At 76.9% G+C, this 11,703-nt stretch carries 13 protein-coding genes; 9 read left to right on the forward strand and 4 right to left on the reverse strand.

The features are described 5' to 3' along the window. Positions 1-40: 40 nt before the first annotated feature. From H6H00_RS16565 to H6H00_RS16585, 5 genes are all read left to right on the forward strand, one after another. On the forward strand, positions 41-337 hold the full coding sequence (locus H6H00_RS16565; RefSeq protein ID WP_185716666.1) for a DUF503 domain-containing protein: 297 nt from the start codon (positions 41-43) through the stop codon (positions 335-337). Between the two features lie 9 nt (positions 338-346). Then, positions 347-805, forward strand: coding sequence for a 30S ribosome-binding factor RbfA (gene rbfA, locus H6H00_RS16570; protein WP_185716667.1), 459 nt, complete (start codon positions 347-349; stop codon positions 803-805). Between the two features lie 94 nt (positions 806-899). Then, positions 900-1,898, forward strand: coding sequence for a DHH family phosphoesterase (locus H6H00_RS16575; RefSeq protein WP_185716668.1), 999 nt, complete (start codon positions 900-902; stop codon positions 1,896-1,898). A 16-nt stretch (positions 1,899-1,914) separates the two neighbouring features. Continuing rightward, positions 1,915-2,508: a class I SAM-dependent methyltransferase gene (locus tag H6H00_RS16580; protein ID WP_379539695.1), complete on the forward strand. Its 594-nt coding sequence runs from the start codon at positions 1,915-1,917 to the stop codon at positions 2,506-2,508. Next, positions 2,505-3,815, forward strand: a complete 1,311-nt coding sequence (locus tag H6H00_RS16585) for an MATE family efflux transporter (protein ID WP_304632879.1) — start codon at positions 2,505-2,507, stop codon at positions 3,813-3,815. Before H6H00_RS16580 ends, H6H00_RS16585 begins: the two co-directional genes overlap by 4 nt. Before the next feature lie 19 nt (positions 3,816-3,834). Here the strand turns inward: H6H00_RS16585 and H6H00_RS16590 are convergent, their stop codons facing one another. From H6H00_RS16590 to H6H00_RS16605, 4 genes are read right to left on the reverse strand one after another with little or no spacing between them, the layout of a single operon-like run. Beyond that, a complete protein-coding gene (locus tag H6H00_RS16590) occupies positions 3,835-5,583 on the reverse strand; it encodes an ABC transporter ATP-binding protein (RefSeq protein ID WP_185716670.1) in 1,749 nt (582 codons plus the stop codon). Continuing rightward, positions 5,580-7,223 carry an ABC transporter ATP-binding protein gene (locus H6H00_RS16595; RefSeq protein WP_185716671.1) on the reverse strand — a complete coding sequence of 548 codons (1,644 nt, stop codon included), beginning with the start codon at positions 7,221-7,223 and terminating at the stop codon, positions 5,580-5,582. The genes H6H00_RS16590 and H6H00_RS16595 overlap by 4 nt, the downstream gene beginning before the upstream one ends. Positions 7,224-7,255: 32 nt before the next feature. After that, on the reverse strand, positions 7,256-7,495 hold the full coding sequence (locus H6H00_RS16600; protein ID WP_185716672.1) for a ketohydroxyglutarate aldolase: 240 nt from the start codon (positions 7,493-7,495) through the stop codon (positions 7,256-7,258). Between the two features lie 23 nt (positions 7,496-7,518). Continuing rightward, a complete protein-coding gene (locus tag H6H00_RS16605; protein ID WP_185716673.1) occupies positions 7,519-8,766 on the reverse strand; it encodes a S8 family serine peptidase in 1,248 nt (415 codons plus the stop codon). Between the two features lie 63 nt (positions 8,767-8,829). On the opposite strand from H6H00_RS16605, the gene truB reads away from it, so the two are divergent. The 4 genes from truB to rpsO all read left to right on the forward strand — a co-directional run bounded on the left by truB (position 8,830) and on the right by rpsO (position 11,699). Continuing rightward, complete coding sequence (truB, locus tag H6H00_RS16610; protein ID WP_185716674.1) at positions 8,830-9,714, forward strand: tRNA pseudouridine(55) synthase TruB; 885 nt, start codon at positions 8,830-8,832, stop codon at positions 9,712-9,714. A gap of 87 nt (positions 9,715-9,801) precedes the next feature. Beyond that, on the forward strand, positions 9,802-10,725 hold the full coding sequence (locus tag H6H00_RS16615) for a bifunctional riboflavin kinase/FAD synthetase (RefSeq protein WP_185716675.1): 924 nt from the start codon (positions 9,802-9,804) through the stop codon (positions 10,723-10,725). A gap of 50 nt (positions 10,726-10,775) precedes the next feature. Further along, positions 10,776-11,294 (forward strand): XRE family transcriptional regulator, encoded by a 519-nt coding sequence (locus H6H00_RS16620; RefSeq protein ID WP_185716676.1) that lies wholly within the window; start codon positions 10,776-10,778, stop codon positions 11,292-11,294. Positions 11,295-11,429: 135 nt separating this feature from the next. Next, positions 11,430-11,699 (forward strand): 30S ribosomal protein S15, encoded by a 270-nt coding sequence (rpsO, locus tag H6H00_RS16625; RefSeq protein WP_172159733.1) that lies wholly within the window; start codon positions 11,430-11,432, stop codon positions 11,697-11,699. Positions 11,700-11,703 lie beyond the last annotated feature (4 nt).

An 11,703-nucleotide genomic window follows, 5' to 3' on the forward strand; every position in this document is an offset into this window, starting at 1 on the left:
TGCGGTTCCTCCGCACCCCCCGGTTCCCGTCGGAGGTGTCGTGTACGTCGGTGTCGTCGAGTTCGACGTCCTGCTCGGGGACGTGCACTCGCTGAAGGAGAAGCGGTCGCTGGTGCGGCCCGTCGTGGCCGAGCTGCGGCGCAGGTTCGAGGTGGCGGCCGCGGAGGCCGGCCACCGGGACCTGCACCGGCGGGCGCTGATCGGTGTGTCCTGCGTGGCCGCGGACCACGACCAGGTGGTCGTGGTGCTCGACCGGTGCGAGCGGCTCGTGGCCGCCCGGCCGGAGTTCGAACTGCTCTCGGCCCGGCACCGGATGCTGGGGCCAGAGGACGAGTAGGAGTAAGAGATGGTGGACCAGGCGCGCGCCCGTCGGCTCGCGAAGCGGATCTCGCAGATCGTGGCCGGTGCGCTGGAGAGCGAGATCAAGGACCCGCGGCTGAAGATGGTGACGATCACCGACACCCGCGTCACGGGCGACCTGCAGGAGGCCACGGTCTTCTACACCGTCCTCGGCGAGACCGTCGACGAGGACCCCGACACCGCGGGCGTCGCGGCCGCGCTGGCCAGCGCCACGGGCGTGCTGCGCTCCAAGGTCGGGGCGGGCACCGGGGTGCGGCGCACCCCGTCGCTGACGTTCGTCGCCGACGTCGTGCCCGACGAGTCCCGCCGCATGGAGGAGCTGCTCGCCCGCACCCGGGAGTCCGACGCCGAGGTGGCGCGCCTCGCCGCCACCGCCCAGCCGGCCGGCGACCCCGACCCGTACCGCGTCCCGCGGGAGCGTGACGAGGACGACGACGAGGACTGAGCACCACCACCCGTACGGGTGGCACGATGGGGTCGACTCGGGGGAGAACGGCTACTCTCCGTCAGAGCCTCGTCCCCATCAGGAAGGACCGCACGTGGTCGCCGACCCCGTCCGGGTGGCCGCTGCGCTGCTCACCGACGCCAGGGACGTCACGCTGCTCGCGCACGTCCAACCCGACGCCGACTCCCTGGGCAGCGCCCTCGCCCTCGGGATCGCGCTGCGGCGGCGCGGCGCCGACGTCCGGGTCTCGTTCGCGACGCCCGAGGCGGTCCCGGAGACCCTGCGCCCGCTCGACGTGCTCGGGCTCGTCGTGGCGCCGTCGGAGCTCCCGGCGCGGCCCGCGCTGCTGGTGGCCTGCGACGCGGCGGAGCCCTCGCGGCTGGGCAGCCTGCGCGGCCTGCTCGACACCGCCGGCACCACGGTGATGCTCGACCACCACGCGTCCAACCCCGGGTTCGGCGACGTGCAGATCCTCGACCCGTCCGTCGAGGCCACGGTCGTGCTCGCCCACCGGGTCCTCGGGGCCATGGGCGCCGCGCTCGACGCCGACGTCGCCCGCTGCCTCTACGCGGGCCTGGTCACCGACACCCGCGGGTTCCGCACCGCGGGCGCTGCCGCGCACCGGATGGCGGCCGAGCTGATCGACGCGGGCGTCGACGCCGAGTCGCTGGTCCGGCCGATCATGGACACCCACCCGTACGCGTGGCTGGCCGTGCTCGGGTCGGCGCTGGACCGCTGCGTGCTGGACCCGGCGGCCGCGGGCGGGCGGGGGCTGGCGTACACGACCGTCCGGGCCGCCGACGTCGCGCGCTTCCGGGTGGAGGAGGTCGACGGGGTCGTCGACGTCGTCCGCACGGCGGCGGAGGCCGAGGTCGCCGCGGTGCTCAAGCAGGTGGGGGAGCGGCGCTGGTCGGTGTCGCTGCGCTCCCACGGCTCCGTCGACGTCGCGTCGGCGGCCGGGCGGATCGGCGGCGGCGGGCACCGCGCCGCGGCCGGGGTCACGCTGGACGGCTCCGAGGAGGACGTCCTGCGCGCGCTGCGCACCGCGCTGGAGCCCGCCCTCCCGATCACCGGCGTGCCGATCGCGGGCTGACGGCTACGGTGCTGGCGTGAGTTCCGACGCCCGCCGCGCCTTCCTGTCCGCCGCCCTGCGCCGCCCCGGCACCATGGGGGCGGTCGCACCGAGCTCCGCGCGCCTCGCGGAGGTGCTGTCCTCGGTGGTGCCGCGCACCGGGGAGCCGGTCGTCGTCGAGCTGGGCCCGGGCACCGGCGCGGTGAGCGCCGTCATCGCCGAACGGCTCCCGGCCGGGGGCCGGCACCTCGCCGTGGAGCTCGACCCCGACATGGTCGCCTACCTGCGCCGCACCCGTCCGGGCCTCGAGGTCGTGCCCGGCGACGCGCGCGAGCTCGGCGCGCTGCTGGCCGAGCACGGCGTCGGCCGCGTCGACGCGGTCGTGTGCGGCCTGCCGTGGGCCCTGTTCGACGACGGCGTGCAGGCCGACGTCCTGCGCGAGGTCGGCCGGGCGATCGGCGACACCGGCGCCTTCACGACGTTCGCCTACCTGCAGGGCATGGCGATGCCCGCGGCGCAGCGGTTCCGCGCGCGGCTGCGCGGGGCGTTCGAGGAGGTGCTCGTGAGCGCGACGGTGTGGCGCAACGTGCCGCCCGCGTTCGTCTACGTGTGCCGGCGTCCCGTCGGGTGAGCGACGACCGGGTCCCGCTGCGGGAGGTCCTGCGCCTGGCCGCCCCCGCCCTGCCGGTCCTGGCCGCCGAGCCGCTGTACCTGCTCGTCGACACCGCGGTCGTCGGACGGCTGGGGGTGGTGCCGCTGGCCGGGCTGGCGATCGCCGGGGTGCTGTTCGCGCAGGTCACGAGCCAGCTGAACTTCCTGTCCTACGGCACCACCGCCCGCGCGGCGCGCCTGCACGGGGCCGGGCGGCGGACCGAGGCCGTCGCGGAGGGCGGGCAGGCGACGTGGCTCGCGCTGGCCGTCGGGCTGGTGCTGCTCGTCGTGGGGCAGCTGGTCGCGGTCCCCGTGGCGACCGCGTTCGCCGGGGACGGGGAGATCGCCGACGCCGCCGTGTCGTGGCTGCGGGTCGCGCTGTTCGGGGCCCCGCTGATCCTCGTGACGCTGGCCGGCAACGGCTGGATGCGCGGGGTGCAGGACACCGTCCGCCCGCTGCGCTACGTGCTCGCGGGCAACGGCCTGTCCGCGGTGCTGTGCCCGGTGCTCGTGCACGGCGTCGGCTGGGGGCTGCCGGGGTCGGCGGCCGCGAACGTCACCGGGCAGGCGCTCGGCGCCGGGCTGTTCCTGCTCGCCCTGCGCCGGGAGCGGGGCTTCCGCCGGCCCGACCTCGCGACGATGCGCGCCCAGCTCGTGCTCGGGCGCGACCTCATCGCCCGCAGCCTCGCGTTCCAGGCCTGCTTCCTCTCCGCCGCGGCGGTGGCCGCGCGGTTCGGGGCGGCGTCGGTCGCGGCGCACCAGATCGTGCTGCAGCTGTGGTTCTTCATGGCGCTGGTGCTCGACGCGGTCGCGATCGCGGCGCAGGCGCTGGTGGGGGCGGCGCTGGGGTCCGGGGCCGTCGCCAGGGCCCGGGCGCTCGCCGGCCAGGTCACCCGCTACGGCCTGGTGCTCGGCGTCGGGTTCGGGGTGCTGTTCGCGGCGCTGATCGGGGTGCTGCCGCCGGTGTTCACCGGCGACGCGACGGTGCTCGCGCTCGTGCCCGTCGCCTGGTGGTTCTTCGTGGCGATGCAGCCGGTCGCGGGCGTCGTCTTCGCGCTGGACGGCGTGCTGCTCGGCGCGGGGGACGCGGCGTTCCTGCGCACCTCCACCCTCGCGGCCGCGGTGCTGGGGTTCCTGCCGCTGATCTGGGCGTCGCTGGTGTTCGGCTGGGGCCTGGCCGGGATCTGGACGGGCCTGTCGCTGTTCATGCTGGTGCGGCTGGTGGCGGTCGGGCTGCGGACCCGGTCCGGGCGGTGGGCGGTGTCGGGGGCGGTGCGCCCGTCGTGACCGCCGGACGGGTGCGGGATCAGCGGGGTGCGGACCAGGCCTTCCACAGCGCCGCGTAGGGGCCACCGGCGGCCACCAGCTCGGCGTGCGGGCCGGTCTCGACGATCCGGCCCTTGTCCAGCACGACGACGCGGTCGGCTGCCGCGGCCTGGGTGAGCCGGTGCGCGATGACCACGGCGGTGCGCCCGGCCAGCGCGGCGTCGGCGGCCACCTCCAGCACGCGCGCCCCGGCGCTGCCGGCCTCCGCGGTGGCCTCGTCCAGCACCGCGACGGCCGGATCGGCCAGCACCAGCCGGGCCAGCGCGAGCTGCTGCGCCACGGTGGCGCCCAGCTCGGTGCCGCCGTCGCCGACGACCTCGTCGAGGTCCAGTGCGGCGCCGACGGTGCCGAGCACCGCGACCAGCTCGGCGTCGGTGGCCCCGGGGCGGGCCAGGCGCAGGTTGTCGGCCACCGTGCCGGCGAAGACGTGCACCTCCTGCGTGACGACGGCGACGTGGCGCCGCGGGTGCTCCAGCGCGTCGAGCGGCACGCCCCCGATCTCGACGGTGCCCGCCTGCGGGACCTGGGCCCCGGCCAGCACCGCGCCCAGCGTCGTCTTGCCCGCGCCGCTGGGCCCCACCACGGCGACCCGCTCCCCGGGCGCGATCTCCAGGTCGATCCCGTGCAGCACCTCGGGCCCGCCGTCGTAGGAGTGCCGGACGCCGGTCAGCCGCACCGAGCCGTCCCGCGGCCGCCGCGGGCTCGCCGGTGCGGGCGGCACCGGCATGTCGGTGACGCCGACGAGCCGGGCCAGGGCCGCCCCGGCCGACTGCGCCTCGTCGAGGAGGTAGAGCAGCTCGCCGATCGGGTCGAACAGGCGCAGGAAGTACAGCACCGCCGCGGTGGCCGCGCCGACGGTGACGGCGTCGGCGCGCACCAGCCAGAACCCGACGACGAGCAGCGACAGCACGCCCGTCAGCTCCGCGCCGTTGAGCACGAACCCGAACTTGGACTGCGCCCGCATCGCGCGCAGCGACGCCGTCACGGCCGCGGCGGAGTCGCCCGCGATCCGGGTGAGCAGCGGGACGCGCAGCCGGTGCGCGCGCACCGTCGCCGCCCCGCCCACGCCGGCCAGCAACGACTGCGTCCGCCGCCCCTCCGCGGCCCGCTCCGCGGCGTAGAGCGGCCCGGAGACGCGGACGTACCAGCGCGTGACGAGGATCCAGATCGGCAGCGGGACCAGCCCGGCCAGTGCGAGGCGCCAGTCGAGCAGCGCGAGCCCGACGAGCGTCAGCCCGACGTCGAGCGCGGCGATGACCAGCAGCGGGATCGCCAGCCGGACGCCCTCGGAGATGACGGAGATGTCGCCGCTCACGCGCTGCAGCAGGTCGCCGGACCCGGCGCGCTCGACGTCGGCGATGCGGACCCGCAGCGCGCGGTGCACCACGCGCTCCCGCAGCCCGGCCAGCACCAGCTCGCCGAGCCGGGCCACCAGCACGGTGCCGCCGGCCGACAGCAGGGCGCGCGCGACCAGCGCGGCGAGGATGCCGAGGGCGAACAGGTCGACCGAGCCGGTCGCCCCGCCCCCGATCACCGCGTCGACGATCGCGCCGAGCAGGGCGGGCACGGCCAGGATCGCGACCGCCGCCGCGACGAGGGTGAGCACGGTCCCGGCGATCAGCAGCCGGTGCGGGCGGATCAGCGCGGCGACCGAGCGCCGGGTGCGGGCCGCGGTCGCGATGGGGAGCAGTGCGGTGGTCCCGGGGACGGGGGTGCCGGGAGCGGTCACGACAGCACCGCCGCCCGGTAGCGCGGGTCCCCGGTCAGCTCCGCGTGGGTGCCTGCGGCGACCACCGCGCCGTCCTCGACGAGCAGCACGCGGCGGCAGCGGGCCAGCAGCGCGGGGCTGGAGGTGAGCAGCAGCGTGGTGCGCCCGGCCCGCAGCCGCGCGAGTCCGTCGGCGATGCGGTGCTCGGTGGCGGCGTCGACGGCGGTGGTCGGGTCGTGCAGCACCAGCACCGGCGCGTGCGCGGCGAGCGCCCTGGCCAGCACGAGCCGCTGGCGCTGCCCGCCGGAGAGGGTGCGGCCGCGTTCGGTGAGCTCGGCGTCGAGGCCGCCGGGGAGGGCGTCGAGGACCTCGTCGGCGCCGGCCGCGGCGAGCACGGCCGGGTCGGTGCCGGTGTTGGCGCCGACCGTGCCCTCGAACAGCGTGGCGTCGTGGCGGTCGACGAGCACCGCGCGGCGGGCCTCGTCGAGGTCGACGTCGGCGAGGTCGACGCCGTCCAGGGTGACGGGCCCGTCCAGCCCGGCCCCGCCGCCCGGGTCGCGGTCGCGGGCCAGCACGTCGAGCAGGGCCGCGGCGTCGGCAGCGGACAGGGTGACGACGCCGACGTGCTCGCCCGCGGCGACGTCGACGCCGCCCACGCGGAGGGCGCCGGCGGGGTCGGCGGGCAGGACGGCGGTCCCGGCGCGCACGGCGGGCGGGGACCCGAGCAGCGCGGCGACCCGGTGGGCGGACCCGCGCGCCCCGGCGAGCAGGGGCCCCACCTCGGTGAGCCGCTCCAGCGGCCCGATCAGGAACTGGGCGAGCCCGACGGCGGCCACCAGCTCGCCGACGCTGATCGTGCCGTCGAGGGCGAGCCGCCCGCCCAGCCACGCGACGACGACGAGGAACAGCCCGGTGATCACCCCGGTCGCCGCGGTGTAGCCGCCCTCGAAGCGCACCGCGGCGAGCCGGGCGCCCAGCGCGGTGCGGCTCGCGCGGCGGTAGGTCTCGCCCGCGGCCTCCTCCGCGCCGATGCCCTTGATCACCCGCAGCCCGGTGACGAGGTCGGTGGCCACCCCGGTCGCCGTGGCCAGCGTCTCCTGCTCGGCCTCCGCCCGTCCGACGAGCGGCCCGGCCAGCAGGCGGGACGCGACCAGCACCAGCGGTACCCCGGCCAGCACGACGAGCCCCAGCAGGAGCGAGGCGCTGACGAGCACGACCGCGCCACCGACGAGCGCGGCGAGGGCGGCGACCGCGGTGACGACCGCCGCGCTGACCAGCCCGGCCCGGTCGGCGTCGGACCCGGCCAGGCTGACCTGCTCGCCGGAGCGCCCCGGCGCGCCGCCGGCCGGGTCCAGCACGCGCCGGGTGACGTCGAGCCGGATCTCGTGCGCGCCCTGCTTCTCGGCGCGGACCGTCAGCCAGTACCCGCCGTACGCGCTGGTGGCGAGCACGAGGAACACCCCGACCACCGCGGTGGACCAGCGCAGCAGGGCCGAGACGTCGCCCGTGGACACCGCGAGGTCGATCACGATCCCGACGACGACCGGCACGGCCGCCTCGGACAGCTGGTGGCCGGCGACCAGCACCGAGGCGGCGACCAGGTCGCGGCGCTGCCCGCGGGCGGCGCCGCGGAGGACGGAGCCGGCGCTGGAGGGAGGCACGGGCTGAGGCTAGCCTGCCCAATCGTCGTCGCCTACTGGATAGGGGACCCCGGGGGCGGCAGGCGGAACGTGCGCTGCGGCTCCACCGCCGCCACGCCGAGCACGGCCCCGAGCGCGGTGCGCAGGTCGCCGGTGTCGATCGAGCCGGTGATCACCCCGATCGGGGCGAGCACCTGCTGGACGTGCATCCCGGCCGCGCGGCAGCGGTCGGCGACCTCCTCGATCCGGGCCACGTGCTCGTCGTCGACCGACACGCTGACCTGCTCGCTCACGGCGCTCTCCTCCGGTGGACGGCTCAGGCGGGCGGGGGTGCCTGCACCAGGCCGGCGCCCACGTCGTCGGACGGCAGCGGCAGCCGGGACGCGCCGCGGACCAACGCCCCCCAGAGTGCCTCACCGCGGGCCCCGGTGCGCTGGGCCCACAGCGCCGCGATGCCGGCGACGTGCGGCGTCGCCATGCTGGTGCCGGAGATCGTCGAGTAGCGCTCGGGCATCGGCCACGCCGAGTAGACGTCGACGCCGGGTGCGGCCAGGTCGACCTGCCCGCCGTCGACGCCCGAGCTGCGCGCCGAGAACGGGGCGACGGCCAGCGTGTTGTCGACCGCCCCGACCGCCATGATCGACGGGCTGTTGGCCGGGACGCCGACGAAACCGGGGTCGCCGTTCTCCCGGTCGGCGTTGTTGCCCGCGGCCGCGATGACGAGCGTGCCGGCGGCCAGTGCGCGCCGCCCGACGGCCTCGTAGACCGACGAGACCTCGTCGACGTCGGCCCCGAGCGACATCGAGATGATCTGGGCGCCGTTCTCGACCGCCCAGTTCATCCCGGCGAGGATCTCCGCGTCGGTGCCGGAGCCCGCGTCGCCGAGCACCTTGCCGGCGAGGATGCGGGCCTCGTGCGCCACGCCGTAGCGGGGGCCGGTCTCCGGGGTCAGCGCGCCGCAGGAGGTGCCGATGCAGTGCGTGCCGTGGCCGTTGGCGTCCTGCGCGGTCTCGCCCTCGACGAACGACTGCGCGAGGACGTCGCGGCCGACGAAGTCGGGGTGCTCCAGGTCGAGGCCGGTGTCGAGCACCGCGACCGTGATGCCCGCCCCGGACTCCGCGACGGTCGCGGCGTTCGTGACCTGCAGGCCCCAGGTCAGCTCGGCGGTGTCCTCCGCGACGGGCTCGGCCGCCTCCTCCACGGGGACGTCGACGGCCTGCGCGTGCAGGAACGCCGCGGCGTCGGCGAAGCCCCGCAGGTACTCCTCCGACAGCGAGCCGCGCACGTGGTAGACCCGCTCGGGCTCCGCCGCCACGATCCGCCGGTCGGCGATCATCGTGGTGACGGCGTCGGTGTCGGTGGCGTCGACGGGGACGATCGCGACGCCGAGCGCGGGGAACAGCAGCGGACCCCCGCCCGCCCCGGCCGTGGTGGACCCGGTCATCTCGGCCAGCGCGGAGCGCGCGGCGTCGGGATCGGCGTGCAGGTCGTCGGCGAGGACGAGGACCAGGCGCCCGGTCAGCTGGTCGGGCCACGTCGTGGCGCCGTCGGTGAGCAACTGCATGCCCGTGACCCTTCCGCACCCGGGCGCCGCTGTCAGTCCGGGACCTGTGCAGAATCGCCGCGTGTGACCCCTCCTCCGCCCTCCGGCCTGGTCGTCGTCGACAAGCCCGGCGGTCTGACCTCGCACGACGTCGTCGGCCGGCTGCGCCGGATCCTGCGCACCCGCAAGGTCGGGCACGCCGGCACGCTCGACCCCATGGCCACCGGCGTCCTGGTCTGCGGGATCGGGCGCGGCACCAAGCTGCTCGGCCACCTCGCGCTCGACACCAAGGCCTACACCGCGACGATCCGCCTCGGCGCGGCCACGGCCACCGACGACGCCGAGGGCGAGACGCTGTCCACCGCCGACGCCTCCGGCGTCACCGACGCGGCGGTCGCGGCCGGGATCGCCGCCCTGACCGGCGACATCTCCCAGGTGCCCAGCTCGGTCAGCGCGATCAAGGTCGACGGGCAGCGGGCGTACGCGCGGGTGCGGGCGGGGGAGGAGGTCGTGCTGGCGGCGCGCCCGGTGACGGTGTCGGCGTTCACCCTGCTCGCGCGCCGCGGCGACGACCTCGACGTGGCCGTCGAGTGCACGTCGGGCACCTACGTCCGGGCGCTGGCCCGCGACCTCGGCGCCGGGCTGGGCGTCGGCGGCCACCTCACCGCGCTGCGCCGCACGCGCGTCGGCCCGTTCGACCTCGGCCACGCCCGGACCCTGGAGCAGCTCGACGCCGACCCGACCCTGTCGCTCCCGCTCGACGACGCCGTCGCCGTCGCCTTCCCGCGCCGCGACCTGGCGGCGGCCGACGCCGAGGACGTGCGGCACGGCCGGCCGCTGCCGCCCTCCGGGCTGGCGGGGGTGCACGGCGTGTTCGCCCCGGACGGCCGGGTGCTGGCGCTGATGGCCGACCGCGGGGACGCGGCCCGGTCGGTGGTGGTGCTGGCCCCGGCGAACGAGGGCCCGTAGCGGCGGGGCGGGCCGCGTGGTCGACGGGACCGCGTGATCGACGGGGGCGGCGGGCGGGGTCGCGGCGCGGTCCGTAGGCTCCGGGACGTGGAGCGCTGGCGTGGGCTGGACGCCGTACCGACCGGCTGGGGCCGCAGCGTCGTCACCGTCGGGGTGTTCGACGGCATGCACCGCGGCCACCAGCAGCTCGTGGCGCGCGCGGTGGAGCGGGGGAGCGAGCGGGGCCTGCCCGCGGTGCTCGTGACGTTCGACCCGCACCCCGCCGAGCTGGTCCGCCCGGGCAGCCACCCGGCGAGCCTCACCACGCTGCGCCGCCGCGCCGAGCTGGCCGAGGAGCTGGGCATGGACGCGTTCTGCGTCCTCCCGTTCACCCCGGAGCTCGCCCGCACCGAACCGGCCGCGTTCGCCCACCACGTGCTGGTGGAGCGGCTGCACGCGGCCGTCGTCGTGGTCGGGCAGAACTTCCGGTTCGGCCACCACGCCGCGGGCGACGTCGCGCTGCTCACCGAGCTGGGGCAGCGCTTCGGGTTCGCCGTCGAGGGCCTCGACCTCACCGGCGACGACGGCGTCACCTTCTCCTCCACCTACGTGCGCGCCTGCATCGACGCGGGCGACGTCGAGGCCGCCGCGGCCGCGCTCGGCCGACCGCACCGCGTCGAGGGCGTGGTGGTCCACGGTGCGCGCCGGGGACGTGACCTGGGCTTCCCCACCGCGAACGTCTCCAGCGCCCCGCACACCGCGCTGCCCGCCGACGGCGTCTACGCCGGGCGGTTCGCGATCGGCGACCGCCTGCTGCCCACCGCGATCTCGGTCGGCACGAACCCCACCTTCTCCGGGCGGGTCAAGACGCTCGAGGCCTACGTGCTCGACGTCGACGAGGACTTCTACGGCCACGAGGTCGCCGTCGACATCACCCACCGGCTGCGCGGCCAGGAGACTTACACCGACGTCGACGCGCTGATCGCGCAGATGCACCGCGACGTGGCGCGCACCCGGGAACTGGTCGGCTGAGTTTCCCCGTTCGCCCACGGGGAGCGGGGCCCGGGTGCCAGCATCGGGCCATGAGCGCAGCCGAGGAGTTCGCCGACAACCGCGCGCGCCAGGCCGAGCTCTACGGCGCCCCGCTGGGCGACCGCGTCCGCGGGCTGCTCGCCGTGCTCGGCGTCTCCCAGGCCCGGCTGGCCCGCACGCTCGGGATCAGCCCGGCGATGCTGAGCCAGCTCGCGAGCGGGCGGCGGGTCAAGATCGGCAGCCCGGCCGTGCTGGCCCGGCTGCAGCTGCTCGACCACCGGTGCGCGGCGCTGCAGCCCCCGCTGGCGCCGCGGGCGGTGGAGACCCTGCTGGCCGACGTGACGCGGGCGCAGCTGCGGTGGTCGCCGGTCACCGGGCCCGCCGACGACGCGGCGCCCCCGCCCCGCCCGCCCGCGGCGGCGCCGCGGTGCCCGGGACCGGCGTCGGCCGCCGACGCCCTGCGCCGCCTCGCCGCCCCCGCCCGGCTCGCCGCCGCCGCGGCCGCGCTCGGGCCGGGGTTCCCCGAGCTGGCCGAGGTGCTGCGCCAGGCGGCGGGACGACCGGGCTGACCAGGGGTGCCCGGTTCCCGGCTGGTAACGTGGCGCGTTGGGTCCGGCTGCAGTCCGTGGCGGCCGTGACCGTCTTCCGCGCACATCACCACCGGTGCCCGGGCCGCACGGCACAGCAACGAAAGAGGACAGACCGTGGCACTCGACGCCGCACAGAAGAAGACCGTGCTCGACCAGTACGCCACCCACGAGGGTGACACCGGATCCCCCGAGGCGCAGATCGCCCTGCTGACCAAGCGGATCGTCGACCTCACCGAGCACCTCAAGATGCACAAGCACGACCACCACTCCCGTCGCGGGCTGCTGCTGCTCGTCGGCCGCCGCCGCCGGCTCATCAAGTACCTCCGCGAGGTCGACGTCGCGCGCTACCGGTCGCTCATCGAGCGCCTCGGCATCCGCCGCTGACCCC

It is taken from the genome of Pseudonocardia petroleophila (genome assembly GCF_014235185.1).
Lineage (GTDB): Bacteria > Actinomycetota > Actinomycetes > Mycobacteriales > Pseudonocardiaceae > Pseudonocardia > Pseudonocardia petroleophila.

What these genes read in the sequence shown, in the direction of transcription:
- rbfA (WP_185716667.1), top strand. Translation starts at nt 347, where the DNA reads ATGGTGGACCAGGCGCGCGCCCGTCGGCTCGCGAAGCGGATCTCGCAG.
- H6H00_RS16620 (WP_185716676.1), top strand. Translation starts at nt 10,776, where the DNA reads ATGAGCGCAGCCGAGGAGTTCGCCGACAACCGCGCGCGCCAGGCCGAG.
- H6H00_RS16605 (WP_185716673.1), bottom strand. Translation starts at nt 8,766, where the DNA reads ATGCAGTTGCTCACCGACGGCGCCACGACGTGGCCCGACCAGCTGACC.